This window comes from Tardisphaera saccharovorans (genome assembly GCF_046635845.1).
Lineage (GTDB): Archaea > Thermoproteota > Thermoprotei_A > Marsarchaeales > UBA168 > UBA168.
Genome location: NZ_JAQQXN010000001.1, coordinates 270750 through 295403 on the forward strand (window position 1 = coordinate 270750; position 24654 = coordinate 295403).

Sequence of the window (24654 nt, forward strand, 5' to 3'; positions counted from 1 at the left end):
CTTTTTTTGACGGGCTTAAGCCGGGGGAGGGACTTCCGCTTTTCGTGTCGGACCCTCTTGAAACGGCTTTCGGCATACCACTGCAGGCCGTCGCCTAAACCGTTCGGCCACCCCGGCATGATCCTTAGTTGCTAGCTTTTTTAGGCTTTTCTGCCTTGAGGAGCTCCAATGCTTTTCAGCAGTTGCGTTGTCGCTTGACGCACGTTGGCGGATCCAGTTATGTAAGCGCCCACCGCTATGATCTTGGCGCCGGCTTTAGCCATTTCCGCCGCGGACGAATCGTTCAGCCTGCCTGCGACCGCCACAGGCACGCTTATCGCCGATATGGCAGATTCTATATCTTTCTGCCTCCCAGCCAATGAGTCTGGTGCAAACGGGATATCATCTGAACCCATGTGGAAGCAAACATAATCTGCTCCAAGCTGCACGGCTGTCTTAGCCCTGTCGAGCTCTTCGCTTCTTCTTACCCACAAGAGGTCTATCATTACCTTGGCTCCATTCTTTTTCGCCCCCTCAATGGCCTCGCTCACGTTCCTTCTACTCGAAAGTGCACTTACCGTAATGACATCGGCACCATTGGCGCTTGCCATCTCGGCAAGTACATACCCCTGCTCAAGGAGTTTCAGGTCTGCCACTACCACCTTGTCCGGGAATGATGTCTTCAACCGCCTTACAACTCCAACTCCTTCACTCATTATCAGCGGGCTGCCGGCTTCGAGCCACTGCGCCCCAGCTTCAGACGCCTGGGATGCGATCTCGAGAGCCCTGTCCGCAGAGACGAGGTCAAGGGCCACCTGTAAAACCGGCCATCTATCGTTATACATAAATTATTGACGCGTCAATTTAAAAGGACTAGTGGGAATCGTGATCTAGTGACGCTTCGGTTAGGCGTGCCACTGCGTTCTAAATTTTTCCGTGAGCGGGTTCTGGCACAAACCGTTAGCCGCAAGGCGTTGTTAGATTTTCGGAAGGAACGGTTGCTAAGTTTGAATCTCTGCAATCAATGGCACTTAACGCATGTGATCAGGAACGATTCAGCTATAAAGATGTAAAAATATTGGGCTTGAGTTTATGATAGCCTTCTAACCCATTAACGTCTACATGTAATAAAAATTATAACTTTGAAGCGCCTACCTAGCTTGTTTCGCTCTCTTTATTTTTTTTCCAGCACTATTTCAATGGCGGAGACGTTCTTCATCCTGCCACCTTCTGCTTCTAGTTGCTCTGTGCTGATGTTGATGCTCTTGACTTTCAGTGCGTCTTTCATGAATCTATTTCTCAGCATTTCTGCGACGTCTACGGCTCCGCTTATGGCCCTTCCCCTTGCCTTTAGCGTAACGGAGGGAGCTCCTCCGTTCAGCTGTACGAGGCATGCCATTACATAGCTCATGGGTGGTTTAGAACCCACGTATATGACGTTCTCTTCTCCTGGCGCTTTGGCTTTTTGAGCCTCAGCCTTTGTTCCCTCACTTTCTGTTGAAGATTTGTTAGCCATCTGAATTCACCGAGGCTATGGATCTCTCCGGCCTGCCTATTAAGCCTGTCTTTCACTCCTCTTTCTCTTCGCTCCCTTCTTTTACTACGACACCGGTAGCGTATCTAGGCGTGACCTTGGTTATCTTTATTCTGACGTTATCGCCCTGTTTTGTTCCAGGGACAAATATTACGAAGCGCTGTATCTTAGCTACTCCTTCTCCTCTCCTACTGGTGTCAGTTATCTGGACATCGTACTCTTTTCCCTCTTCGACTGGCTTCTGGAAGAAGCTACCGGCATTCTCTCCGTACGACACTTATTTCACCTCCACTTATTTTTTACAGGTAGTTCGGAGTGCACCGCAAGCAAAACAGCGTTCTCGTTCAAACCTACCTACCTGCGGGTATTATTTTCTAAGATAATATAAGCGTATCCGTTCGCCTACTCTATTCGCCGGCCTTCAGATGCGCTCCTCCTCTTCTGGGCAAGAGCATACTCCCTGTTTATGTGCTCCCGATAGGTTTGCAAAAGCCTCTCCGCAAGATCAACTGCTTCCATGTCATTCAGCTTCAAAACCACCCTCGTGCCTTTGGCATCTTTTAGGGAGATATAGAACCCCCCTTTTTCTACGAAGCCGTTTTCGTTGATTGACGGTGGTATGTCATCGGCCACTAGCTGGCTCGATATCTTCTTCGTGGCATCAAAATGCACTATCTCAGCAACCCTCATAATTTTGAATTACACCTGCATTTAACCTTGGTGGACCGCCTTTTGAGGCTTGAGTTGACTGGAATTTGGCTTTTTCCAAGCTTATCTTATGAAGAAAAGCGTAAAAGCCGCTGGATAAGAGAACTAGGTATATGAGTAACGGAGAAGATCGTCTGCGGGGCCTACTGGAGAAGGAAAGGGAAATTTTTGTGGCTTTCTCAGGGGGTCTTGCAAGCACGCTTCTCCTTTTCATGGCTTCAAGGGCGGGGCACGAGGTAAGGGCAGTTTATGTTGATACCGGCCTCATGAGAAAAGCAGAGGAAAAGGATGTCGCTAGAGAGGTCGCAGAGAAGGCGAAGGCGGAGTTTATAGTTGCAGATGCCAGGGAAACGATAAAGAAGAAGCTCAAGGACCGCGTGCTGGCGAAGCATAAGGTGTCGATCGTTGAAAGCGTGATAAGTTCTGAGGTTGGCAAGGTGGCAAAGCAGGCGGGACACCACGAGATATTTTGGGCTGGTCGTTCCTACAGTGGCTCTACGAAGGAAACCAACGTAGTTCGGCCTTTCTTGGGAATGAATTACATGAACATGTATAGGATGGCAAAGTCCTTTGATGAGATAAGTCTCGACGGCAGGTATCACGTTCCATCCGCTGGTCTTTCGCTTCGTTCTCATGGAATAGTGGATGAGGAAAAGCTCGACGTTGTGAGGGAGGCTACGGCCGAGATGGACGAATACAGTTCGATAGATCAGCGCTATGTCCCAGTTCTTTTCCCGGTATTGTTGGACCAGGAGTTTAGACAGGACCGCATGGTGCCTACGTACGAGGAAGCGGTCACACCGATTTTCAGCCTTTACGGTGCCTCGTTTGTTGCTATGAATGTGCTTTCTAAAAGCGTTGATGGAAGCGATGGCAATTACGGAAAGGTGCTGGCCATTGAAGCCTCTGACGAGGAGGGAAACCTAATCCTTCCGAACAAGAGGCTAAGCATGGCCGTGCGCGAGAAGGTGCTTGCCGCTGACCCCAGCGTGGGCAGGATACTTCTTAAGGTTAAGAAAGCCGATAGCAAGAAAGCTATCGTGATAAGGGCAATGCAAACGTATGACCTCATAGCCGCGGAGCCCTACTATTTGCCCCCGCAAGCGCTAAGCGCAATGTGCGAATCTCTGAATAAGAAGCTGGGTCAACTTGACGTGTATTTTGACATAACCCCAAAGCCACCAGGTACGATCGAGTTCGAGTGACACGCGAAAGATGAGAGAAAATGCCTTTCATCGTGAGTGCGTCATTGGCGCTGTTGCTGGTCTCAGCAATAAAAGTTGGCGATGGGTGCCCGCGCTCTATAAATGTCTCGGCTACTACTGAAAAATCAGGGTAAAACCCTTTCTCGTCCAAATTGTGATGCCTAACCTCACCTCTGGATGAAAACTCCATCTTGCTGAAGTGACAGTGCAGCTCTGACAGCTCGCGATTGCTTAACCTTCTGTCAAGATAGTCAAGAACAGATTCTACATCTTCTTTGTTCCTCATGTGGCCGAGGGAGCGCGCTTCCAAATGAGCCCAATCTATGACCGGAACCACGAAAGAGGGAAAGGAGGTGCTGATATCAACTACTTCCTCTAGCGATCCTATTTGCGAAAGCCTACCCATGGTTTCAAGGCCCAGCTTAACCCGCCCTTGGCCCCCTAGGGCGGATATGCCCTTAATCACGTTTGCTATGGCCTCCTTTGGCGAGTTCCCGTAGTATCCCGGATGAACAACGACTATGTCGCCGCCGGCCACTTCGAGGGCGTGAAGCGCCTGCCGCACGCGAGTAAGGCTCTCTTCCCAGATTCTAGGGTCGCTTGAACCAAGGTTCACGTAGTAGGGGGCGTGCATGCTGAGCTTCACGCCGTGCGCCCTGGCCTGTTCACCGAGCGCTCTTGATTCTTCATCGCTTATCCTTACCCCTCTGACAGCTTCGTACTCGAAGGCGTCAAGTCCCATAGAAGCCAAAAAGGCCACAACGCCGGAGGTTCTTCCCTTGTATCCGTTTGGTATACCTGCCGTGCCGAATCTCGCCTTCACGGTCATATTTAATGCTGGCTCTTTTACGCCTTCCATTTTCGTGCTAGAACGAAGAGATAGAAGGGACGTAGATCGATATAGGGGCATTTCAAGGCGTTTACCGAAAGTCGAATTGAAACCATCTGAACAAGGGAAGATGTCTTTTCTAGGTGCGGTTACATATCAGAAGCGAAGTAAAGCGAGTTTAGTGCCCTGGCCGTGGCTTGATCTTTAACCGCGGCCCAAGCGCGTTGACAAGTAGTACCCAAGGGGTGCCAAACCGCGGGAACCAGAAGCCCTGTCCGTGATGAGCGGAGAAGCTTACGTTGCATGTTCTTAAAGGCGGCACATAGTCTAAATTTAAACTAAAGTGAAAAGGTTTATAAGTTATGCTCGCATATCGGGTGAATTGGGAAAAATTATTCTTTTGGCAGCCGATCTGGGAGCTGGAGCGACAGAGATCGGTGAGGCACTGGCTAAGAGGCTTAACTACGAGGTTTGGAACTATGAACAGGCAATCAAGACGATGGTCGTTTCCAGCGAGAGGAGCATGGCAGAGATAAGTGCCGAGGCGTCTTCAGGTGAGATAGACGTAAACCAGATAGTGGCGTCAGTCATAAGGGACAGGATGAAGGTGCAGAACGTTATTGTCGAGGGAAGGGCGGCCTTCCTGTTTCTGCTTGAGCCAGCCACTCTGAAGGTTCGTCTTGTGGCGCCTTATGATATAAGGGTTCTTCACGTTGCGGACTACAGGAAGATATCAAGGGAAGAAGCGGAAGAGGCTGTCAAAGCAGACGACGAGGCAAGGAGGTCAGTGGCCGAAAGGGAGAGCAAGGTCAACGCAGACGATCCCACGATTTACGACGTGGTGATAAACACGGCCGCGTGGAGCGCGTGGGATAGGATCGCCGACATAATTGTTGACCTCTTTGAGGAGAAAGACAAGATCATGGGCGTCGGGCTGGCGGAGACCACGCAGAGGGCGGACGAAATAAGGGTGCTCATTGGCGCGCCCCTGGGGCCAGAGGTAAACGGCGACTACCTAATAGCTCTTGATACCATACAGAGGAACACGCTGGGAGTAAAGCCAGGAGACGAGGTAATAATAGAGAGCTCAACCTGGGGAATAGTCAGGGTCAGCAAGAAAGCGAAGGTAGCCAGCGCAAAGCACGAAGACGAGGGAAAAGGGTACGTAAGGCTCTCGCAAAAGCTCATGAGCGAGGGATACTACAAAGGACAGCGCGTGACCGTGAGGCGGGCGGAATAGACATAAATATTTTTTCATAACAATAAATATTTATATTAATGTTTCCGTGGGCTCCCCTTTTCCACATCAAAGGGTTAAACTTATTCGCCACCATATGTACGTTTTTATGATAGAGATAAGATGGCACGGAAGAGGTGGGCAAGGGGCGGTAACCGCAGCCGAATTGCTTGCGAAGGCCGCCGTCTCCAACGGCCTTTACGCTCAGGCTTTTCCGAGCTTTGGCGCAGAGAGGACGGGTGCTCCTGTCTTGGCCTTCACCAGGATTGACAAGCAGTTTATAAGGAACCGGAACCAAGTTTACGAGCCGGATATGGTGATAGTTCTAGATCCGACTCTTCTCTTTGCCGTTAAGCCCGCGGCAGGCTTGAAGCCAGATGGCCTCATGGTCATAAACACCACGAGAAGCATCGATGAGATAAGGAAGGCCACCGGATTCCAGGGAAAGGTCGCCGTGGTCGACGCCACGTCGATCGCGCTTAAGTACCTGAAGGCCAACATAACGAACACGACGATGCTTGGAGCGGCCGCTAAGTTCATCGACGGCGTCAAGTTGGATTCAATCATCGATCAGGTCAAGATGAGATTCCCCAACGTTGCTGAGCCCAATGCGGAAGCTGTAAAAGCTGGGTACGAGCAAGTCAAGGTGATCGAGTAAATGTCAAATCAACTTCCCACTTGGCAGGAGGTAACTGATGCGGGGACCGTGTTTAACCCGCCAAACTCGATTGTACTAAACAAGACTGGAGGGTGGAGGACGTATAGGCCCATAATAGATCAGGCCAAGTGCATTGATTGTAGGATATGCCTGTTGGTTTGTCCTGACTCGGTTATAACCAGGAAAGAGGCTCAGGTCGGAAAGCATAACTACGAGTACGACATAGATTATGACTTTTGCAAGGGATGCCTCGTTTGCGAGAACGAGTGCCCTGCGAAGGCCATAACTCACATAGAGGAGGAGAAGTAAGATGTCGACCACAGTACTTGACGAGAAAAGAGGGACAAAGACGATACTGAGCGGCGACCAGGCCGTAGCTGAAGCAGCAAAGATGGCTAACATCGACGTGGTATCGGCTTATCCAATAACGCCTCAGACCATAATAGTTGAGACCTTGGAGCACATGATAGCCAACGGGGAGCTCAAGGCGAAGTTCATACCCGTTGAGTCAGAGCACTCAGCCATGAGCGCTGCGCTTGGGGCCTCTGCGGCAGGAGCGCGCGTGTTTACAAGCACCGCATCTCAGGGCCTCGCGCTCATGCATGAGGTAGTCTACATAACGTCATCGCTGAGGCTGCCCATAGTGATGGCGGTAGCAAATAGGGCGCTGTCGGCTCCGATCAACATATGGAATGACCTGAGCGACGCGATGGCTGAGAGGGAATCCGGATGGATACAGCTTTACTCTGAGACCGTTCAAGAGGCCTTCGACACGACGCTTGAGGCCTTCAAGATAGCGGAAGATCCAAGGGTTTCGTTGCCCGTCATGGTGGGCTTGGACGGCTACATATTAAGCCATGAGTACGAGCCCATAACGCTTCCCTTCCAGGAGGACGTGGACAAGTACTTGCCCAGGAGAAAGGCCACTGTTAGGCTCGACCCGGCCAAGCCGGTGTCCATGGGCACCCTTGCCCCTCCAGATTACTACTTCGAGATAAAGTACAGGCAGGAAAGGGCCATCGAGCAATCCCTTCCCGTGATAGATGAGATGGACAAGGACTTCGCGGCGCACTTTGGTCGCTCCTACAGCATGGTCGAGAAGTACAAGACCGAGGACGCTGACTACGTCCTAGTAACCATGGGATCCGTGAGCGGTACTGCGAAGGAAGAGGCTGACAGGCTGAGGGCCGCTGGAATGAAGGTTGGGGTCCTAAGGATAAGGCTGTTCAGGCCGTTCCCGAGATCTCAGGTCGTGGATGCCCTGGCCGGCGTGAAAGGGGTTGGGGTGCTGGACAGGTCCATGCCCATGGGATCCAGCGCGCCCTCGCTTTACCAAGACGTGATAACCTCGCTAGCTCAAGCAAGACAGCTGCCGACGAGCGTCGTAAGCTTTGTGTCTGGGATAGGAGGAAGGGACATGAAGCTCAGCGACTTCGAGCAGATGTTCCAAGAGATAAAGACTGCTGTGGATGGGAACATCCCGTACAGGATTTCCTATCCAGCGTTGAGGGGGTGATTTGAGATGACCGAGCTGTATAGAACCATTAAGGACATACCGACCACGGAAGGCATACTTGCACCAGGTCATGCGCTTTGCGCCGGATGCGGAGCTGGAACCATACTCAACATAGTTGGTAGGGTTGCCGGTAAGAACGTCATAGTGGTGAACGCGACGGGTTGCGTCGAGGTCACCACAACTTACCTTCCCTACACGGCTTGGAGGGTCCCTTGGATACACAACGCCTTTGAGAACTCGGCTGCCACGGCTTCGGGCGTTAGGGCCGCGCTAGACATACTAAGGGAAAAGTACGGCGAGTTCAAGGAGGATCCCAGAGTGCTCGTTGTTGCCGGTGACGGAGGCACTGCGGACATCGGGCTTCAGTCCTTAAGCGGCATGCTGGAAAGGGGTGATAGGGTCACCTACCTGCTTTACGACAACGAGGCCTACATGAACACCGGCATACAGAGGAGCAGCTCCACGCCTTACGGAGCGTGGACGACCACGAGTTGGGAAGGCAAGCCGGAAATGAAGAAGGACATGATGGGAATAGTAACTGCGCATCACATACCTTACGCTGCCACCGGCTCTCCTGCCTACATTCTTGACTTAGCCAACAAGGTGAAGAAGGCGCTGGATGCCGACGGCCCATCGTTCTTGCACGTCATATCCGACTGCAACCTCGGATGGAGGCACGACTCAAAGATATCGGTCGAGGTGACTAGACTTGCGGTGCAGACGGGCCTTTGGCCTCTGTATGAGGTTGATCACGGGGTCGTGAAGCTCACCGTGCCCGTACCGAAGAGGAAGCCGGTCGAAGAGTACTTGAAAGTGCAGGGTAGGTTCAGAGGGCTTTCGCCAGAGAGGATCAAGGTAATACAGAGTTACGCTGATCAGCTCGCGCAGCGCTTCGGGCTTGGCCCAGTAGGATGACTTTTTTCTTTTTACTTTTTCAGTAACGGTTATAGCCGGATTCTCATCATCCATTTATGAGAGAGCACCTTAGGGAGAAGCTGCAAAAGGTCATAATAAGGCTTCACACGCAGATAGAGAAGCTAAAGAGAGAGGAGTACAAAATGGAGGTCAGGGAGAAGGAGCTCATAAGTAAGGCCACCGACTCGCTGGCCTCAGGGGACAAGGAAAAAGCGACCGTTTACGCGAACGAGGCAGCTGAAGTTAGAAAGGCGGCAAAGGTGATCTTCTCCTCGGAAATCGCGCTGGAAAGGGTATCGCTAAGGCTTGAAACCGCGCTTGACATAGGTGACTTGGCAGCTAGCTTGGGCTCGTCTTACAACGTCATAAAGAAAGTCATAGCCCCTCTGTCAGAGGTCATGCCGGAGGCCTCCGAGGAGATGTCCTCGATAGAGGAAGAGGTTGAGTCCATAATGTCGGAAGCGGAGGTCGTGGCGTCGCCCGTTGCGGGACAGGCACTGTCTTCCGATGCGGAGGATATCATGAAGGAAGCGGAGGCCCTAGCAGAAAGCAGGGTAAAGGAGGGCTTCCCCGAGCCTCCAAGCGCGGTTGCAAACAAAAAGCGATCAAACTATTAGGCCCTGAAGCCTCTTGTTTTCCTTCTCGTAGGATAGGAGCTGGTCTCTGGTTATGCTTGGCCTTATTTCGTTCATGGCTTCGGTGAAGTCCTCCATGGTCACCTTCGAGGGTTTGTTCTCTTTTCTCAGCCTTATTATGGCGCTCTGCCTTACCAGCGCATAGAGATCTGCTCCTGAGTACCCCTCCGTCATGGCGGCCAACTTCTCCAAGCTCACGTCGTCGGCAAGGGGGACGCGTTTCGTGTGTATCTTAAGTATCTCGAGGCGAGCCTTCTGGTCTGGGGGCGGCACGTAGATTATCTGGTCAAAGCGCCCAGGCCTGAGAAGGGCTGGATCGAGTATGTCTGCCCTGTTAGTAGCACCCATGACCACCACGTTCTTCAGCGGGGATATGCCATCCATCTCGGAAAGAAGCTGGTTAACTATCCTTTCTGTGACTCCGCTGTCGAATGACTGACCTCTCACGGGTGCTATGGCGTCTAGTTCATCGAAGAAGATGACGCAGGGCGCGCTCTGCCTTGCCTTCCTGAATATGTCCCTGATGGCCCTCTCGCTTTCTCCTACCCACTTGTTTAGGACCTCAGGGCCCTTCACGCTTATGAAGTTTGCCTCGCTTTCCGTCGCGACTACCTTCGCGAGCAGCGTTTTACCGGTTCCAGGAGGGCCATAAAGAAGAACACCCTTAACGGGCTGTATGCCCATGCTTTGGAAGTAATCTGGATGCTTCAGCGGCCATTCTACCGCCTCCTTCAGCCTTTGCTTGACTTCATCGAGGCCTCCAACGTCCTCCCAGTGCGCTTCAGGGACCTCTACGTAGAACTCCCTTAGCGCCGAAGGCTGTATCATTCTGAGGGCGGTCTCAAAATCCGAGTTCTGAACCTTTATCTTTGAGAGCACTTCGGTGGGTATCATGCCCTCCTTCAGGTTTAGTGATGGGAGGACCCTCCTGAGCGCGCTCATGGCTGCCTCCTTAACCAAGTTGGACAGATCAGCTCCTGTGAAACCGTGGGTTATCTCGGCAAGTTGGTCCAAGTTGACGTCATCTGCCAGCGGCATGTTTCTTGTGTGGACTTGAAGGATGTCTCTCCTTCCCTTCGCGTCGGGTATCCCCGTCTCGATTTCCCTGTCAAAGCGCCCAGGCCTGCGGAGGGCTGGATCTACGGCATCTATCCTGTTAGTGGCACCTATAACTATAACGTTGCCTCTACTCTTCAGGCCATCCATGGACGTCAACAACTGCGCCACCACCCTTTTCTCAACTTCTCCGCTTACGTCCTCTCTCCTTGGGGCTATGGCGTCTATCTCATCTATGAATATTATTGATGGTGGCCTTGCCTCGGCCTTGTTGAATATTTCCCTTAGCCTTTCCTCCGATTCTCCATAGAACTTGCTCATGATCTCAGGTCCGTTGATCGTGAAGAAGTTGGAGTTTGTCTCGTTAGCTATGGCGCGGGCCAGCAGGGTCTTTCCGGTACCGGGAGGGCCATAGAGGAGGATGCCCTTTGGAGGGTCGATTCCCAAGTGCTTGAAGAGCTCTGGGTGCTTAAGCGGGAGTTCAACGATCTCTCTTACCTTCTGTTTGGCATCTTCCATGTCGCCGATGTCTTCGTAAGTTATCATTGGCGCGGCGGCGGACGGCATTGATACTGCCTCTGACGATATCATTATCTCGGTTGAATCCACCACTATGCCGCCGTTCGCTGGGATCGCGGCCGTGGCATAAAGCCTTATGGCCTGACCCATAACCGGTACGATTACTAGGTTACCAGGCGCCACGGGCTTGCCCTGTAGGGTTGCCGCTACAAGCGCCCTGAAGTCCGCGCCGAAGGCTATTTGCTCAGTCGGGGCTAGCGAAAGCCTGGTCAGTGGCCTGAGCTCAACGCGCTTCACCTCGACTAGGTCGCCTATGGATGCGCCGGCGTTTTCCCTTATTATTCCGTCTATTCTGATGATGTCGGTTCCCTCATCCTGGGGAGCCGCAGGCCACACGGTCGCGTACGCCGTCTTGTTTCCCTTTATGGAGACGTAGTCTCCCACCCTTGCTCCCAACGCAGCCATGGTCTTGGAGCCGATCCTAGCTATCATGCGTCCAACATCCCGTGCCATGGCCTCCTGGACCGTGAGAAGCACGCTTTTTTCGCTCATAAGTAAAATGGCCGGTGGCGGATAAGCTTTAACACGAACGGTGTGGAGGCTAACTAACAAAGCTTATGTTCCCATGCGCCTTGTAATCGCAGTGGACGCGCTTACGAAGTTCTACGCGGGAACCACAGGGTGTGCGATAAGCATGGGTTTTCTGGTGTTTGCCGGCATAATCTTAGCCAGGGAGCTCGCCGTTAAGATCTGTTGCGATAAGGCTCTTGCTTCCCTCTTCATAGTCGGCGGGGCTTTCCTCGGATTCCTCGTGGGTCTCGCGCTCACGATCGCGGTGGCCGAGCTCCTCAAACCTAAAGGTAAGCCTGGTGGAGCGAGCGAAAACGAGGAAGGCAGTATGGGATAGCCCGAGGTTCTCGGGCCTTGTGGCGTTCTCCGCGACCTTGATCCTCCTCTCCAAGATCTCAAGGGCTTGCACGTCAACGAAACCGACTTCCCTTAGGGTAAGCACCGTTTTCTCGACTTGGTTGTACGTTGGGCAAAGGCAGGCACAGATAGACGATGGCTTCATGGTTGATTTTGTCCACGAGACCATTTCCCAAGGCGAGGGGACGTCAAGCATGATCGCGTCAACAGGGTCTCCGGTATAAGTGCTGACGTCTCCTACCCTCAGCTCTACGTTGTTCAAACCCAACATTTCAAGGTTTTTCCTGGCGGTTTCTAAGGCCTCCTCTCTGAGGTCGTAGCCTATGACCTTTCCTTCGGCACCGACGGCCCGTGCCAGTGCCGCGGTAAGCGCCCCTGAGCCGACTCCTCCCTCAAGTACCGTGAAGCCAGGTGCCACGTCAAGGTAACCTATTATGATTGCGGCGTCCTTTGGATAAATTATCTGAGAGGCCCTTGAGAATTTCCTTATGAAATCCCTCATGGTTGGCCGCAATAGCGCCAGGTCGATCCCTCCTGAAGTCCTTACCGTGTCGCCGAATTCCTTGCCAATTATATCGCTTCCGAGAACGAAGCCCTTGTGCGTGTGAAACTTAAGCCCCTGTGAAACCTTTACCACAAACCTCACTCTATCGTTGAGGTAAAGCAGCACCCAATCGCCGTCAGCAATCAACTTGGGAATTAGACCAGGGAATTAATAAGGGGCACTGGTTTGGTGAAAGCGTGGGAGAGCGGCTGCCAAATGCGACATGAACTTGTAAAAATACTCTTATAAAAAGGTGGCAGATCGATCAGGGTATGCATGAAAAAGGGCATAAGTAAGCTCATGGCTTCTCTCATAGCCCTTCTCGTTATCATAGCCGCTGGGGTCTCGGTTTACTTCTACACGGCGCGTGGCCGTGGGGTTACGCTGACCGTGGTCGTCGTGGGCGGTTGGAACCAGCAAACGGTTGAGATGGCGGCGCAACAGTACGAGAAGCTTTACCCGAATGTCCACTTCAACTTCGTGGTGACGACTTTCTCCAATGTCGAGGAGAAGGAGATCGTTGCCGAAAGTCAAGGAAATTCCTCGAGTTACGACATATTTACCTGGAGTCCAACGATGTCAGGCGCGCTTGCTCCCTACGTTTATCCGCTGAACTCGCTGATAAACAGCAGTCATTACAACGTCTCTGACCTGTCTCCCGCGTTGCTCTCCTTCGGAGGGGAGTACTACAACCAGAGCGCGGGCAAGACCGAGATAATAGGATTGCCCATAGACACGAGCCTCTTGGTGCTTTTTTACAGGACCGACATTTTTGACAACGCGACTTACGCGAGGGAGTTCCAAGCGGACTACGGGGTTCCCTTCAATCCCAACGACTGGACGAATTGGACCGAAGTGATATGGGCAGATAAGTTCGTGACATCCCATAACATAACTAAGTACGGCATGATAGTCGACGACAACGTAGCTCATGGACTTATTGACACCTTTCCTGCCGTGTTTTACTGGTGGTATTCGAGAAACTCCACGTTGAATGGCGGTACCGCAGGAGGCCTGCCGGGATACAACGTGCTCTTCACGAAATCCCTTCAGCCCTCCTTTGCTGGGCCCGATGGGGTTAAGGCCCTGGAGACCATCAAGGAGCTCATAAGCTATGAGCCATCGCCGACCATCTTAACTGTGGACTACTCGCACCTTCAGTCCCTGTTTGGAACGGGAGAGTATGCAATGGATCTGGCTTGGTCAGGCTTTTACGATAATTTCAATAACCCGTCCAAGTATCCGGCCATAGCGGGAAAGGTGGGCATGGCGCTTTTACCGGGAGGGTATTCCGAGGCCGGTGGATCGTTCTTAGGGATAGCCAAGTACTCAAAGCACAAGGCGCAGGCTTGGGCTTTTCTGGAATTTCTGACTAGCGATAAAGAGGCGGCCAAGCTCTACTACGAGGGAGGTTTTCCTCCAAGCGAGCTGGGGGCCATTTCCATAATCTCGTCCAACGCCACGCATGCGACAGAGTTCGGGTTCTACGTCAAGGCCGTCGCCACGGCTTACGCAAACCCACCAACGTTGCCCATAACCTCCACAAAGCTCATGCCAGTGATCAACAACGCCATATATCAATATATAACTGGCAAAGGGCAGGCTTACCCTCTGCTTGCGCAGGCCGCAAGCCAGTGGGAGCAAGCAGTGCAATCTTAAAGAGGGGATTTTTTTGTCCAATATAAGGCAACCAGAGAGGTTTGCTCCGCTTCTTTTGGCGCTTCCCTTCGTGGTTTACTTGGTGATCTTCACTTTATATCCCATAGTTCAGTCGATCTTGTTTTCCTTCTCTAGGATAAGCCCTTTTTTTGGCTTTGAGGGATTTGTGGGGTTAAAGAACTTCGTGGAGATGGTGAGCGATCCCTTTTTCAAGGAGATCTTCGCGAACACTTTGATATTTGTGGTCGTGGTAACGGTGGCCGATGTGGGACTCGGGTTACTTTTATCGTTGGGGGTCGAGAGGATAAGGAAAGGAAAAGCGCTGGTAACGTCGCTTTTGGTGTCTCCCATGCTGCTTCCAGCCGTGGTCGCGGCCGTGGTTTGGGAGATAATTTACGACCCATTCGTGGGTCCGCTTGACTTTTTACTCAGGTTCCTGGGAATTGGGACCATTGGATGGCTTTCGAACCCGTCGTACGAGCTGTGGGCTCTCTCCCTTGTGGTGATTTGGCAGACCGTTCCCTTTTCCTTTCTACTCATCCTTGCGGGTTTGCAGTCAGTTCCGCCACAATTAAGGGAAGCGGCTGAGGTCGACGGGTTCTCAACGTGGCAAAAGTTAACGCAGGTAACCTTGCCCATGATAAAGCCCGCCATAATAGTCACGGTTTTGATGAGCATGATAACCGCCTTCAGAACTTTTGACGTGGTTTTCGTGTTCAACTCAGGTGGTTTCAACCCCTACAACGCGGTTTTGGCTTACTACGCTTACTCCAACGCCTTCGTGAGGGGCTACCAAGGGGAAGCGATGGCCATGGTAACCGTGCTGGCTGTCATATCCACGGTTTTATCTCTGCTCTTTATTCGCGCGGTGGGCCTAAGGGAAAGGCTTGGCTTGAGCGGAGGAAGCTCAAGCTCACGTGCGGGGCAAAGCCGTTACGCTTTGCCCCACTTCGATTTTAACATCCCGGGCAAGCTCTCGTTGGCACTGGCGTACGTCGTGCTGGCGGTTCTAGGGACTTTCTCCTTTTTCCCCATAGTTTGGACGGTGATCACGTCGCTTCATGCTTCTGGTGTCGTCGTTACCATGCTTCCCAGTAGGCCCCTTCTTGGCCTTAAGAACTACCTTACAGCTCTTGAGCAAGGCGCGCCTTATCTCCTGAGCAGCTTCGTGATAGCACCGGTCGTGGCTGCGGCCACCATACTCATAGCTGCCCCCGCGGCGTACGCCATAGCCAGGTATAAGCTCGGAGGGACGAAGTTGCTTTCTTGGGCGCTCTACCTTTACACGGTACCCTCAATAATTTACTTGGTACCCCTTTACTCCCTCATGGCTAAGCTTGACCTACTTAACACGTGGTGGGCGCTCATGATGATCTACCCGGTATTCACGCTCCCGCTTTCAGTTTGGATACTGGTAGGTTTTTACAACGATTTACCAAAGGAAATAGATGAGGCTGCTCAAGTTGATGGGAAGTCGAGAATAGGTTCTTTCTTCGACGTGGTACTTCCGATAATTAGGCCAGCGCTGGCTGTTGCGGCCTTCTTCGCTATAATAGCCAGCTACAGCGAGTTCATGTTTGCTGTCACGATTGGATCAAGTGCTTACGCGTTCAACTTTCCACCCACCGGAACCGAAACCGCTACCGTCTTCGTAGCCGAGGGTCTTAGCTTTGGCAGCGGTCAGGTAACTAACTACGCGTTGCTCAGTGCCGCGGGTATAATAGTAGCCCTTCCCGTGATAGTGATTTCGGTAGTTCTTCAGAAGTACATAATAAAGGGACTCTGGTTTGGATCGGTCAAGGGCTAGCTCGCGGCGGCCATATCCTTTTTCCGCCCTTAAACAGGAGTAGCTTCGACGAATCCACGGATATCCTGAGCTCACTTCCCTCCTTTACGTCAGCGTTGCCAAGCATTCTTGCCACGAGCGTGTTGCCGGCAACCTCAAGCGTGACTATCGTTTCGGAACCGAGGGGCTCAACGACTTTGACCTTGCCCACGGTTTCGCCCTCGTTCACAGTAACGTCCTCGGGCCTTATCCCAGCAATTACCTCACCCTCCGCGTTAAGCCCCCCTACATTCCACGAGAACCCAGGAGCCTCAACTATGCCTCCTTTGGCAAAGGCCCTCATCATATTTATGGGAGGGCTGCCCAGGAAGCCCGCCACGAACTCGTTAACTGGCCTGAAGTAAAGCTCAGGTGGAGTGCCCAACTGCTGCACGACGCCATCCGATATCAGAGCTATCCTGTCGGCCATGGCCATTGCCTCCGCTTGATCATGGGTCACGTAAATCGTAGTTATCCCAAGTCTTCTTTGAAGTGACTTGAGGAAGGTTCTGGCTGAAACCCTAAGCTTGGCGTCAAGGTTAGACAGCGGCTCATCCATAAGGAAAACGTCTGGTTCCTTTACCAGAGCACGGGCAAGCGCCACCCTCTGCTGTTGACCGCCGGAGAGCTGCCTGGGATACCTGTCGAGAAGGTCTGAAATCCCAAGGGTTTCAGCTACTCCTTTGATCTTCTTGTCTGCCTCGCTTGGGATGACCTTCTTTGCCATCAGAGGCATGGCTATGTTCTCATAAACCGTCTTGTGAGGATAAAGGGCGTAGTTCTGAAAAACCATGGCCACGTTTCTCTCGCGCGGAGGAAGCGAGTCAACCAGCTTGTCTCCTATGTAGACGTGACCAGAATCCTGTATTTCAAGTCCGGCTACGATCCTAAGGGTCGTGGTCTTACCCGATCCAGAGGGACCCAGCAAGACCATGAACTCACCATCCCTGACCTCGAGGTCGACTTCCTTAAGCACGCGGTTCTTTCCAAAGCTCTTGCTCACTTTTTCTAGCCTAACCGATGGCATGATTTCAATCCTAGGCTGCTTTTAACCATTTGGCACTTAAGGCTTAGATAAAGAATCCCGCATCATGGATGGGCGTGAACTTGTTTTTGCGTTGGCAAACGCGTTTTAACTTATAATGATGAGGGGAGAGCGCGTACAGTTGATTTCCAATGGAGGCGGTTGCTTGCCGGCTAAAGCCGCAGCGCGCGGCATAGCCATGAGGCAAGGGGAAGCAAAAGGTCAGGCTTGGCGTACTCGAGCTCGTCGATGGGATCCACCCCGCACGATACGGCAGCAACTATAGTGCCCGCCGCTCTGCCCGCCATAACGTCGATCACGGTATCACCCACGTAAACCACCTCCGAGGGTTGAGCTCCGAACTCCCGCGTCAGCTTCAGTATCATGTCGGGAGCTGGCTTTCCCGGCACTTGGTCGGCCGTGGCCGTTGCCTCAATGAGGTTTCCCAGCCCAGACCACTTAATGAACCGCCTAACTATTTCCGCGGTCGCGTTGCTTGCGATTCCAAGCCTATAGCCTTTCTTTCTTAAGAGCTGAAGGCATTGCTCTACTCCTGGGAACAGCCTTGCGAGCCTTCCATAGTAGATCTCATGGCTTTCGTTGAACCAGGCGATCGTCCTTTCTATGAGGTCTTCATCATCTCCCACAAGGGTGCGCGCTATGTCACGGTCGGTCCTTCCTATGAGCTTTACTAGCTGATCGCGCGGAAGAGGCTGCCTTCCTATCTTGAGCGAGTAATCGGTGAGCTGAGTTACGACCGCATCTTTGGAGTCAACCAACGTGCCGTCCATGTCAAAAACTATGGCCTTTATCAAAGTTAGAAAACGCGCACGGGGAGCAAATAAGCCTGCGGAGTTTCGAGTGGCGTAAGGCCCTAATTTATATATAAGTAGATAAGTAATATAGGAGAAAATATGGAAGAGTTTTCCATAAGGATAGAAAACGTGGTCGCCTCGGTATCGCTCCGCGAGACCATCGACCTCTATCAGATAGCTAGAGCCATACCTGGAGTTGACTACGATCCAAAGAGGTTTCCTGGCCTGCTGTTCAGGCTGTCGAAGCCAAAGACCGCGACGCTCATATTTTCATCCGGAAAGATGGTGTGCACTGGTGCCAAGAGCTCCGCTGGCGTTTACGAGGCCGTTGACGAGATCGTAAAGACGCTGAGGGAAAAAGGCATCGAGATAAAAGGAAAACCGGAGGTCTTTATCCAAAACGTGGTGGCAAGCGCAAACCTGATGTCCGAGGTGAACCTTGAGAAGGCGGGGCTTCAGCTTGAGAACGTGCTTTACGAGCCCGAGCAGTTCTCTGGGCTCATCTATAGGATGAGCGATCCCAAGGTCGTGCTATTGATATTTGGATCCGGAAAGATGGTGTGCACTGGTGCGAGAAGCGAGGAAGACGTGTACAAGGCAGTTGAGAAGATATATAAGAGGCTTAAGGAGATAGGGGTGCTTATGTCAAAGGGAGCGCCTAAGCAAGAGGGTTCTTAACTCTTGTGCCTGGTTGTGCCTGACCCGAATTGCGCGTTAAGCAGGTCGAGGTAAGCGCCCTCTGTCATGCTACGGAAGACCCGGAAAAACTGAGGGCTGCTCTTTCGTTTTTGACAGGGAGCGAAAGGATAGCGGAGGAGAACTTGGAAGGGGTTTACGGGGAGCCCATAACCCTTATGAAGGTAAGGCAGGAAGGCAAGCCTGCGGAGCTCCTCTTCGAGAAGGTAACATCTGATCCAGAAAACAAGAAAAAACTGTTAGAAGATCTTGACTTAAGACTTGAGGGCTGGAAGCTTTACGTGAGGATAGATAAGCAGGAACTGGTCAGGGGTAGGATATTGGTGGGAAGTGGAGATAACACGATCAAGCTGGTGATCGTGGCAGGAGGTAAAGCGGAGAAGGGCGGGTCTAAGGGGTTCTTTGCTGCTTCACTGGGCGAAAAACCTTGAAGGCCATTGAACCAGACCTGAGGGCTGGAGGAATGGACCTGATCATCACGCTCAAGAAGAAGGGATATCGACTAGCGCTGGCCAGGAGAGGAGCTGTTAGCGATGACGACCTTGCGCTTGCCAAGCGCTTGGGTGTGATGATTTTGGTGAAGGGTCGGGGCTTTAATGATGAGGTCATCGAGCTTCCGCTCGGCAAGGGTAAGGCTGACGTTTACACGATCAGCACCCGCGCGCGGCGCTTGAACGTGAAGCCAAGTGAGGGTGCAGTTCTCGTAAACCTCAAGGATTACGCGACCAATTACTTACCTCTTTCGAGGTTAATCGAGAGAAATCCAGGAACTAAGTTCCTCTTCACGGTTGGGCCAGCTAGGCCGGAGGACGTAAGAGATCCAAGAGATCTTTTGGCATTTCTTGTGAAGGTACTGGGAATGGACGAGCGCAGGGCGCTTAATTCGATAACGAGGTGGCCACCGTGAGGGATAAGAAGCGCTATCTGCTAATGCAAGGCGATCCCGACGAAACGGTCAAGGTGCTTAAGGATTACTTCGGCCAAGTGGGATACTGGCAGGCGTCGCCTAAGGTAGTTTACAGAAAAGACAAGGTGTCCGTGGTGAGGGTGAGAAACGCTGGGATGCAGGTCTTTAGGGCCGCGAACTTTCTTACGGGCAACGACATAGTATTGGTGAGCGGAAGCGTGCGCAAGTTGCTTAAAAGCGCGATGGGCTTATAAGAGCCCGTCAAAGTAAAGTGGGCATGAAGACGCCGTCCCATGGCTGATCAAGATGATGTTCTCGCGACGGACTGACCCCCACGTCGAGGTCGACGTGAGCGGGGTATTTGGGCAAGGAAGCAGAAGGGGTAGGGATAAGAAGTACGTATTATATTCACAGAGCACAACGGTCGGCGACGTGAAGACCGAGGTGTTGTCGCAGCTGAATTTCCCCGCGCCCGAGCTTTTTTGCATTCGCTCGGGAAAAGAGGAGCTGCCTGATAGCACGAAGATATCTGAGCTCGATCCCAAGAAGCTGAAGTCCCTTAACCTCTACTGTAAGGACGTGGAGGCATTTCACAAAGTACTCAGGGATAAGGGACTTATGTAGGCCTGCGAAGCGATAAGCTGCGCGACCCCTTTGACATGGCTTCCCGGTTCGAGATAACTCCTCCTTTCGCGCACTTTATGCGTGCGAGATAACCCTGCGCAGTGCTGGTAGGGTGAGGGCATGCCCCGGCCACTTAGCCTGTGCTATGGAGGGATGTAAGGTGACGAGATCGGTTTGATTCATCTTTGCCGTTGAAGACCTCGCCCGTTAGGGCAGGATATAGAGGGAGGGGCGCATGTCAGCGCAAAGATGGGCATGCTTCCCAAGGGCGCCCCCGTAGCACAAGCGCGCGATCGCGACCTCAACGCCACGAGTAGCCCATGCCTTAACGAGGGATGCTGCCAGAGGCATAGGAGGTACGCAAGCAAAAAAGACCAAGGCGCGCAGCGCTGCCCGAAGTCCCGCCCGCAAGGATGAGATAGTTAAAAAAGATTCGCAACGGATCGCCGTGCTGAACTTTCCCTCCCTAGCAGAGAGAAAAACTGCCCTTAAACCCCAGCACGGTTAAAAGCAACCCGCTTTAAAAACATCATGATAGACGTAAGGCTATTGCGCGAGAATCCGGATCTGGTGGAAAAGGACTTAGAGAAGCGGGGAAGGGCAGACGCCAAGCAGCTCGTGGAAAGGCTTGTGGAACTAGACAAGAAGATAAGGCAGGAGGGAATGAAGGTTCAAGAACTGAGGCACGAGAGAAATACAAACGCCGATCAGGTAGCCCGCATGAAAGCCGCGGGGGCACCGCAGCACGAGGTTGAGGACAAGGTCAAGTTTGGAGCGCAAATAGCAGATCAGATAGCCGAGCTGGAGAAGTCCATAGATGCCTTAAAGAAGGAGTTTGACTCCCTGTTTCTTACGATTCCCAACATAACGCATGAAAGCGTGCCCTTCGGGAGAAGCGACGACGACAACGTGGAGGTAAGGAGATGGGGGCAACCAGTTCAGTTAGCCTTCAAGCCCAGGGACCACATGGACATAGGGCTGAAGCTTGACGTCATAGATACGGAAAAGGCAGCTGAGGTTTCCGGTGCAAGGTTTGCCTATCTCAAGGGAGACTTGGTTATGCTTGAGTTCGCGCTCGTGACGTTCGTGATGAGATACCTAATAGGGCACGGGTTCACGCCCATAATCCCTCCGGTATTGGTCAAGGAAAAAATGATGTACGGCACTGGCTTCTTCCCGCTGGGAAGGGAGGACGTTTACAAAGTGGAGGGCGAAGACCTTTACCTTGCTGGCACCGCTGAGGTTCCGCTGGCTGGCCTTCACTCTGAAGACGCGATCCCAGAGGAACAGCTTCCCAAGTACTACGCTGGCTTTTCGTCATGCTTTAGGACGGAGGCGGGCGCTCATGGTAAGGACACAAAGGGGATATTCAGAGTTCACCAGTTCGACAAGGTTGAGATGTTCGTTTACTGCAAGCCAGAGGATTCTTGGAACGAGCATGAAAAGTTGATCCGCACTGCTGAGGGTATATACCAGCAGCTCGGCATACCTTACCGGGTAGTCAATGTCTGCTCATCGGAGCTTGGTCCTTCCGCAGCAAAGAAGTACGACCTCGAAGGATGGCTTCCAGGCCAGGGAAAGTACAGGGAACTTGTGTCGTGCAGTAACTGTACCGACTATCAGGCGAGAAGGCTTAACATAAAGTACAGGGGAAAGGACGGTAAGCTTCACCTAGCCCACACCTTAAACAGTACCGCCACGGCCGTAGGTAGGACGCTGGTGGCCATACTTGAGAACTATCAGCAGGAGGACGGCTCAGTGCTTATACCTGAGGTCCTGAGGCCGCTGATGGGCAAGGACAAAATAACGCCGCCACGATAGGTTATTAAGTTAAAGCAGAGATCAATTTATGAAGATCGGTATATTTACGGCGCTATATGCGGATGAGCCATTGGAGAAGGTGCTCAAGTACGTCTCATCGTTGGGTTACGAGGCGGTGGAGATTCCCGCGGGAATGGGAAGTCTGCACCTGAACGTTGATCAGGTACTGAGCGGTGGTGCCTCTTCCTTTAAGAGGATGGTTGAAAGCTACGGCCTAACCATATCGGCCTTGTCGGATCACGCGGAAACGCAGCTCGTTTTGGGGCCGCTTGACTCATCAACCGATGACGTCTTTAAGGGAAGCCCGGAAGAGAAGGTCAGGTTCGGCATCGAAAGGGCAAAGAAGGTGGCGGAAGCTGCCGCGGCGCTTGACGTGCCCGTGGTGACGGGCTTCGTCGGTTCGGTGAACTGGGGTCAGTGGTACATATATCCTCCAAAGAACGAGGAGCTCTTTGAGTCTCAGCTGAAGCTCTTCGCGGAGAGGTGGGGGGAGATAATGGATCACTACGCCGCTCATGGTATCAAGTTTGCCCACGAGGTCCACCCCCAAGAGGTCATATATAACAGCTACACGGCTAGGAGGGCCATCGACTTGATAAAGAAGAAGGAATTCGGCTTCAACTTTGATCCCAGCCACTTGGTTTGGCAGGGCATTGACGTGGTCAATTTCATCCATGAGTTTGGTGAGAGGATATATCACGTTCACGCGAAGGACGTGGAGGTGGTAAAGGAGGCCGTCAGTACGGACGGCGTGCTCTCCACCGGGCCTTGGAACAGGCGGGGAAGGGGAGTACGCTTCAGGGTCCCGGGATGGGGGGACGTGCCATGGCGCAGGGTGATAACGGCCCTGGTGGAGGTGGGCTACGATTACGTTCTCTCATATGAGCACGAGGACCCGGTGATGTCGAGAGAAGATGGATGTGAAAAGGCCATAGCCTTTCTCAAACCCCTCATGATAAAGAAGCCCCTTGAAAAGGTGTGGTGGTGACGGCCGCTTTTGAGGTTTCTCGGCCAGCAGCTAGCGCGCGCTAGCTGCTGTTTGTGATCAGGCGGTGCGGTTTTGCCTTAAATCACGAAATCTTTATAAGAAAGGTTAGAGCTTAGGACAAATTGTCCAAAGCTCTTGATGAGATCCCGATGACGAGCTTTCAGTGGAAGGTCACGGCGCTTTCGTCCATGGGAATGTTCATGGACGGCTACGTGCTCACCATATTTTCAACGGCTTCTCCGATACCCAGATGGGGTTTAAGGGCAGTTTTTTCCCCCACAAGCCTCGAGCTCGGTCTCATGGCTTCGGCTGCGCTAATAGGCATGTTGATTGGCGCGGTGACGTTTGGTAATCTGGCGGACAGGTTCGGCCGCAAGACCACATACACGTACGATCTCTCCATAACCGCGGCCTTCCTCATCCTAACCGCCTTAGCCGCAAGCTGGTGGGAGTTCTTTCTCTTTCAGATAGGCGCTGGCATAGGTATAGGGGCCGACTATCCCATAAGTTCATCCATCCAGAGCGAGTTTTCACCAAAAAACAAGAGAGGGATGTTACTTGTGCTTAACATATTCACGTGGACCATAGGAAGCATGGTGTTTTTGGCCCTTTCGATCCCCTTTTACGCGCTGGGCCCCCTCTCGTGGAGGGTTATGTACGCCAGCGCAGCCATCATACCGCTCATCGTGGTGGCAGCCAGAAATTCGCTTCCTGAGAGTCCCAGGTGGTTGCTTCTCAAGGGAAGAAAGGAAGACGCGGAGAGGTCGGCCCAAAGGATAGCCAAAGAAGCTGGCGTTGATGCCAAACAAGCAGTGGAAGCGCTTGAGGTAGACTCCGGGTCGTCGTCTTTACGCGAGCTCTTCAGCAAGAGGTTCCTGACTTTAACGCTCTTTACGTCCATAGCGTGGTTCTCTTACGACTTCGCTAGCTATGGCGTTTGGAACTTCACTCCTAGCATATTTGCCTCGACAAGTAGCTACGTGATGGCCATAGTGGAAACGCTTCTCGAGGAGATTCCCGTCATAGTTGGTTTCGCGGTATGCGTGTCGCTGGTGGAGAAGGCCGGTCGCCGGTTGCTTCAAGAGCTTGGTTTTCTTGGAGCTGGGCTTTCACTCGTTGTTTTTTCGATTTTCTCGCACTACGTGCCCTCTGCCGCGTCGGCGACGGCCATAGCCTTTAGCGCCTTCGCGTTGATGCACGTGTTTCACAACGTGGGGCCTACGAACCTCACATATGCTTATCCCTCGGAGGTGTTTCCGACTAGGCTGAGGGGAACAGCACATGGTTTTGCCACAACGCTAAGCCGCTTCGGAGGTATACTTGGTACAGTTGCCGTGGCCATAGGCTTCTTTTCGTACAACTTGAGCGTGGTGCTGCTCGTTATCGCGGCCTTTGAGTTCTTGGGCTTCGCGGTAACCTACATGTGGGCTCCTGAGGTAAAGGGGAAAAAGTTGGTCTGAGTTTTGGCAGCACCTCTGCTAAGCCCTCTTGTAACCCAGCTCCCTTAGAAGGTTCTTTCTTTCCTTTCTATCTTGATCTTCTTCAACTCCTAGGGGCCTGAGACCATCGGCGACACCAAGCACCGCAACCGACTCGCCCGCTACCCCGAGAAAGACCTTAACGGGATTGGCCGTGGCGCAGTACACGTTAACGACCTCGGGCACGCGCTTTATGGCCTGCAGCACGTTTATGGGGTAGGCGTTCTTTATGATCACGAGAAATGTGTGGCCTGCGCCCATCTCCTTCACGTGGTTTACCGCTTCCCTAATTAGTTCTTCATCGTTTCCATCGTACCTCACGAGCCTTTTTCCGGAGCTCTCAGCAAAGGCAAGCCCAAACTTGATCCCTGGCACGGAGCCCACAAGCGCTTCCGCTAGGTCTTCCACGGTTTTTATAAAGTGGGCTTGCCCGAATATCACGTTGCATCCCTCTCCCGGGATTATGTCGTGTTCCCTGATTTCCATAATAAGGAAAGAGCGATGTAAGAAAAAGATTGCGGAAGAAAAGGGTTAATTGCACCGCGCAATTATAGA

General features: G+C 52.5%; 26 protein-coding genes, 1 tRNA gene and 1 pseudogene. 17 read left to right on the top strand and 11 right to left on the bottom strand.

The features are described 5' to 3' along the window. Window positions 1-18: 18 nt before the first annotated feature. The 5 genes from PRZ02_RS01420 to PRZ02_RS01440 all read right to left on the bottom strand — a co-directional run bounded on the left by PRZ02_RS01420 (window position 19) and on the right by PRZ02_RS01440 (window position 2203). Window positions 19-117: transfer RNA gene (locus PRZ02_RS01420), tRNA-Cys, on the bottom strand. Window positions 118-140: 23 nt separating this feature from the next. Continuing rightward, the gene (locus PRZ02_RS01425) at window positions 141-824 is read right to left on the bottom strand and encodes an orotidine 5'-phosphate decarboxylase / HUMPS family protein (protein ID WP_449464070.1); all 684 of its coding nucleotides are present in this window, start codon (window positions 822-824) and stop codon (window positions 141-143) included. Between the two features lie 329 nt (window positions 825-1153). After that, entirely contained in the window at window positions 1154-1495 is a 342-nt protein-coding gene (albA, locus tag PRZ02_RS01430; RefSeq protein WP_449464071.1) for a DNA-binding protein Alba, read from the bottom strand. Between the two features lie 52 nt (window positions 1496-1547). Further along, a complete protein-coding gene (locus PRZ02_RS01435) occupies window positions 1548-1790 on the bottom strand; it encodes a TRAM domain-containing protein (protein WP_449464072.1) in 243 nt (80 codons plus the stop codon). Window positions 1791-1915: 125 nt separating this feature from the next. Then, entirely contained in the window at window positions 1916-2203 is a 288-nt protein-coding gene (locus tag PRZ02_RS01440) for a hypothetical protein (RefSeq protein ID WP_449464073.1), read from the bottom strand. 131 nt (window positions 2204-2334) lie between these two features. Between PRZ02_RS01440 and PRZ02_RS01445 the strand changes: the two genes are divergently transcribed. Continuing rightward, window positions 2335-3426, top strand: a complete 1092-nt coding sequence (locus PRZ02_RS01445; protein ID WP_449464074.1) for a GMP synthase (glutamine-hydrolyzing) — start codon at window positions 2335-2337, stop codon at window positions 3424-3426. 58 nt (window positions 3427-3484) lie between these two features. Here the strand turns inward: PRZ02_RS01445 and PRZ02_RS01450 are convergent. Next, a pseudogene (locus tag PRZ02_RS01450) lies at window positions 3485-4336 on the bottom strand (TIM barrel protein); the annotation flags it as partial. Window positions 4337-4637: 301 nt separating this feature from the next. Between PRZ02_RS01450 and PRZ02_RS01455 the strand changes: the two are divergent. From PRZ02_RS01455 to PRZ02_RS01480, 6 genes are all read left to right on the top strand, one after another. Next, a complete protein-coding gene (locus PRZ02_RS01455; RefSeq protein ID WP_449464075.1) occupies window positions 4638-5495 on the top strand; it encodes a cytidylate kinase-like family protein in 858 nt (285 codons plus the stop codon). A gap of 106 nt (window positions 5496-5601) precedes the next feature. Further along, window positions 5602-6150, top strand: coding sequence for a 2-oxoacid:acceptor oxidoreductase family protein (locus PRZ02_RS01460; RefSeq protein ID WP_449464076.1), 549 nt, complete (start codon window positions 5602-5604; stop codon window positions 6148-6150). Beyond that, window positions 6151-6459 carry a 4Fe-4S binding protein gene (locus tag PRZ02_RS01465; RefSeq protein WP_449464077.1) on the top strand — a complete coding sequence of 103 codons (309 nt, stop codon included), beginning with the start codon at window positions 6151-6153 and terminating at the stop codon, window positions 6457-6459. Between the two features lies 1 nt (window position 6460). Then, a complete protein-coding gene (gene porA, locus PRZ02_RS01470; RefSeq protein WP_449464078.1) occupies window positions 6461-7666 on the top strand; it encodes a pyruvate ferredoxin oxidoreductase in 1206 nt (401 codons plus the stop codon). Between the two features lie 6 nt (window positions 7667-7672). Next, the gene (locus PRZ02_RS01475; RefSeq protein ID WP_449464079.1) at window positions 7673-8581 is read left to right on the top strand and encodes a thiamine pyrophosphate-dependent enzyme; all 909 of its coding nucleotides are present in this window, start codon (window positions 7673-7675) and stop codon (window positions 8579-8581) included. Between the two features lie 56 nt (window positions 8582-8637). Beyond that, the gene (locus PRZ02_RS01480; protein WP_449464080.1) at window positions 8638-9198 is read left to right on the top strand and encodes a Snf7 family protein; all 561 of its coding nucleotides are present in this window, start codon (window positions 8638-8640) and stop codon (window positions 9196-9198) included. On the opposite strand, the gene PRZ02_RS01485 is transcribed toward PRZ02_RS01480, so the two are convergent. Together PRZ02_RS01485 and PRZ02_RS01490 are read right to left on the bottom strand one after the other, a co-directional pair. Then, window positions 9187-11343 carry a CDC48 family AAA ATPase gene (locus PRZ02_RS01485; RefSeq protein WP_449464081.1) on the bottom strand — a complete coding sequence of 719 codons (2157 nt, stop codon included), beginning with the start codon at window positions 11341-11343 and terminating at the stop codon, window positions 9187-9189. The genes PRZ02_RS01480 and PRZ02_RS01485 overlap by 12 nt on opposite strands. A 172-nt stretch (window positions 11344-11515) precedes the next feature. Continuing rightward, window positions 11516-12409, bottom strand: a complete 894-nt coding sequence (locus PRZ02_RS01490) for a tRNA (adenine-N1)-methyltransferase (protein ID WP_449464082.1) — start codon at window positions 12407-12409, stop codon at window positions 11516-11518. A gap of 129 nt (window positions 12410-12538) precedes the next feature. On the opposite strand from PRZ02_RS01490, the gene PRZ02_RS01495 reads away from it, so the two are divergent. Together PRZ02_RS01495 and PRZ02_RS01500 are read left to right on the top strand one after the other, a co-directional pair. Then, a complete protein-coding gene (locus PRZ02_RS01495; protein WP_449464083.1) occupies window positions 12539-13921 on the top strand; it encodes an extracellular solute-binding protein in 1383 nt (460 codons plus the stop codon). A gap of 13 nt (window positions 13922-13934) precedes the next feature. Further along, on the top strand, window positions 13935-15728 hold the full coding sequence (locus tag PRZ02_RS01500) for an ABC transporter permease (protein WP_449464084.1): 1794 nt from the start codon (window positions 13935-13937) through the stop codon (window positions 15726-15728). On the opposite strand, the gene PRZ02_RS01505 is transcribed toward PRZ02_RS01500, so the two are convergent. Together PRZ02_RS01505 and PRZ02_RS01510 are read right to left on the bottom strand one after the other, a co-directional pair. After that, complete coding sequence (locus PRZ02_RS01505; RefSeq protein ID WP_449464085.1) at window positions 15718-16773, bottom strand: ABC transporter ATP-binding protein; 1056 nt, start codon at window positions 16771-16773, stop codon at window positions 15718-15720. The two genes, PRZ02_RS01500 and PRZ02_RS01505, sit on opposite strands and share 11 nt — an antisense overlap. 170 nt (window positions 16774-16943) lie before the next feature. Next, the gene (locus tag PRZ02_RS01510; RefSeq protein ID WP_449464086.1) at window positions 16944-17585 is read right to left on the bottom strand and encodes an HAD family hydrolase; all 642 of its coding nucleotides are present in this window, start codon (window positions 17583-17585) and stop codon (window positions 16944-16946) included. A 99-nt stretch (window positions 17586-17684) separates the two neighbouring features. Between PRZ02_RS01510 and PRZ02_RS01515 the strand changes: the two genes are divergently transcribed. From PRZ02_RS01515 to PRZ02_RS01550, 8 genes are all read left to right on the top strand, one after another. Further along, window positions 17685-18263 (top strand): TATA-box-binding protein, encoded by a 579-nt coding sequence (locus PRZ02_RS01515; protein ID WP_449464087.1) that lies wholly within the window; start codon window positions 17685-17687, stop codon window positions 18261-18263. Window positions 18264-18292: 29 nt separating this feature from the next. Next, window positions 18293-18712 (top strand): RNA-binding domain-containing protein, encoded by a 420-nt coding sequence (locus PRZ02_RS01520; protein WP_449464088.1) that lies wholly within the window; start codon window positions 18293-18295, stop codon window positions 18710-18712. Then, entirely contained in the window at window positions 18709-19188 is a 480-nt protein-coding gene (locus tag PRZ02_RS01525) for a hypothetical protein (RefSeq protein ID WP_449464089.1), read from the top strand. Before PRZ02_RS01520 ends, PRZ02_RS01525 begins: the two co-directional genes overlap by 4 nt. Further along, window positions 19185-19442: a hypothetical protein gene (locus PRZ02_RS01530; protein WP_449464090.1), complete on the top strand. Its 258-nt coding sequence runs from the start codon at window positions 19185-19187 to the stop codon at window positions 19440-19442. Before PRZ02_RS01525 ends, PRZ02_RS01530 begins: the two co-directional genes overlap by 4 nt. Window positions 19443-19494: 52 nt before the next feature. Beyond that, the gene (locus PRZ02_RS01535; RefSeq protein WP_449464091.1) at window positions 19495-19812 is read left to right on the top strand and encodes a hypothetical protein; all 318 of its coding nucleotides are present in this window, start codon (window positions 19495-19497) and stop codon (window positions 19810-19812) included. A 531-nt stretch (window positions 19813-20343) separates the two neighbouring features. Continuing rightward, window positions 20344-21633 (top strand): serine--tRNA ligase, encoded by a 1290-nt coding sequence (serS, locus tag PRZ02_RS01540; protein ID WP_449464092.1) that lies wholly within the window; start codon window positions 20344-20346, stop codon window positions 21631-21633. Between the two features lie 28 nt (window positions 21634-21661). Further along, on the top strand, window positions 21662-22621 hold the full coding sequence (locus tag PRZ02_RS01545; protein ID WP_449464093.1) for a sugar phosphate isomerase/epimerase family protein: 960 nt from the start codon (window positions 21662-21664) through the stop codon (window positions 22619-22621). A gap of 122 nt (window positions 22622-22743) precedes the next feature. Continuing rightward, the gene (locus tag PRZ02_RS01550; protein WP_449464094.1) at window positions 22744-24081 is read left to right on the top strand and encodes an MFS transporter; all 1338 of its coding nucleotides are present in this window, start codon (window positions 22744-22746) and stop codon (window positions 24079-24081) included. 18 nt (window positions 24082-24099) lie between these two features. Here PRZ02_RS01550 and PRZ02_RS01555 read toward each other — a convergent pair whose 3' ends face one another. Further along, the gene (locus tag PRZ02_RS01555) at window positions 24100-24585 is read right to left on the bottom strand and encodes an adenosine-specific kinase (protein ID WP_449464095.1); all 486 of its coding nucleotides are present in this window, start codon (window positions 24583-24585) and stop codon (window positions 24100-24102) included. Window positions 24586-24654 lie beyond the last annotated feature (69 nt).

Excerpts from the sequence above, each read along its gene's own strand:
- PRZ02_RS01425 (WP_449464070.1), bottom strand. The coding sequence starts at position 824 with ATGTATAACGATAGATGGCCGGTTTTACAGGTGGCCCTTGACCTCGTC.
- albA (WP_449464071.1), bottom strand. The coding sequence starts at position 1,495 with ATGGCTAACAAATCTTCAACAGAAAGTGAGGGAACAAAGGCTGAGGCT.
- PRZ02_RS01440 (WP_449464073.1), bottom strand. The coding sequence starts at position 2,203 with ATGAGGGTTGCTGAGATAGTGCATTTTGATGCCACGAAGAAGATATCG.
- PRZ02_RS01445 (WP_449464074.1), top strand. The coding sequence starts at position 2,335 with ATGAGTAACGGAGAAGATCGTCTGCGGGGCCTACTGGAGAAGGAAAGG.
- PRZ02_RS01460 (WP_449464076.1), top strand. The coding sequence starts at position 5,602 with ATGATAGAGATAAGATGGCACGGAAGAGGTGGGCAAGGGGCGGTAACC.
- PRZ02_RS01465 (WP_449464077.1), top strand. The coding sequence starts at position 6,151 with ATGTCAAATCAACTTCCCACTTGGCAGGAGGTAACTGATGCGGGGACC.
- porA (WP_449464078.1), top strand. The coding sequence starts at position 6,461 with ATGTCGACCACAGTACTTGACGAGAAAAGAGGGACAAAGACGATACTG.
- PRZ02_RS01475 (WP_449464079.1), top strand. The coding sequence starts at position 7,673 with ATGACCGAGCTGTATAGAACCATTAAGGACATACCGACCACGGAAGGC.
- PRZ02_RS01480 (WP_449464080.1), top strand. The coding sequence starts at position 8,638 with ATGAGAGAGCACCTTAGGGAGAAGCTGCAAAAGGTCATAATAAGGCTT.
- PRZ02_RS01485 (WP_449464081.1), bottom strand. The coding sequence starts at position 11,343 with ATGAGCGAAAAAAGCGTGCTTCTCACGGTCCAGGAGGCCATGGCACGG.
- PRZ02_RS01495 (WP_449464083.1), top strand. The coding sequence starts at position 12,539 with ATGAAAAAGGGCATAAGTAAGCTCATGGCTTCTCTCATAGCCCTTCTC.
- PRZ02_RS01505 (WP_449464085.1), bottom strand. The coding sequence starts at position 16,773 with ATGCCATCGGTTAGGCTAGAAAAAGTGAGCAAGAGCTTTGGAAAGAAC.
- PRZ02_RS01515 (WP_449464087.1), top strand. The coding sequence starts at position 17,685 with ATGGAAGAGTTTTCCATAAGGATAGAAAACGTGGTCGCCTCGGTATCG.
- PRZ02_RS01535 (WP_449464091.1), top strand. The coding sequence starts at position 19,495 with ATGATGTTCTCGCGACGGACTGACCCCCACGTCGAGGTCGACGTGAGC.
- serS (WP_449464092.1), top strand. The coding sequence starts at position 20,344 with ATGATAGACGTAAGGCTATTGCGCGAGAATCCGGATCTGGTGGAAAAG.
- PRZ02_RS01545 (WP_449464093.1), top strand. The coding sequence starts at position 21,662 with ATGAAGATCGGTATATTTACGGCGCTATATGCGGATGAGCCATTGGAG.
- PRZ02_RS01555 (WP_449464095.1), bottom strand. The coding sequence starts at position 24,585 with ATGGAAATCAGGGAACACGACATAATCCCGGGAGAGGGATGCAACGTG.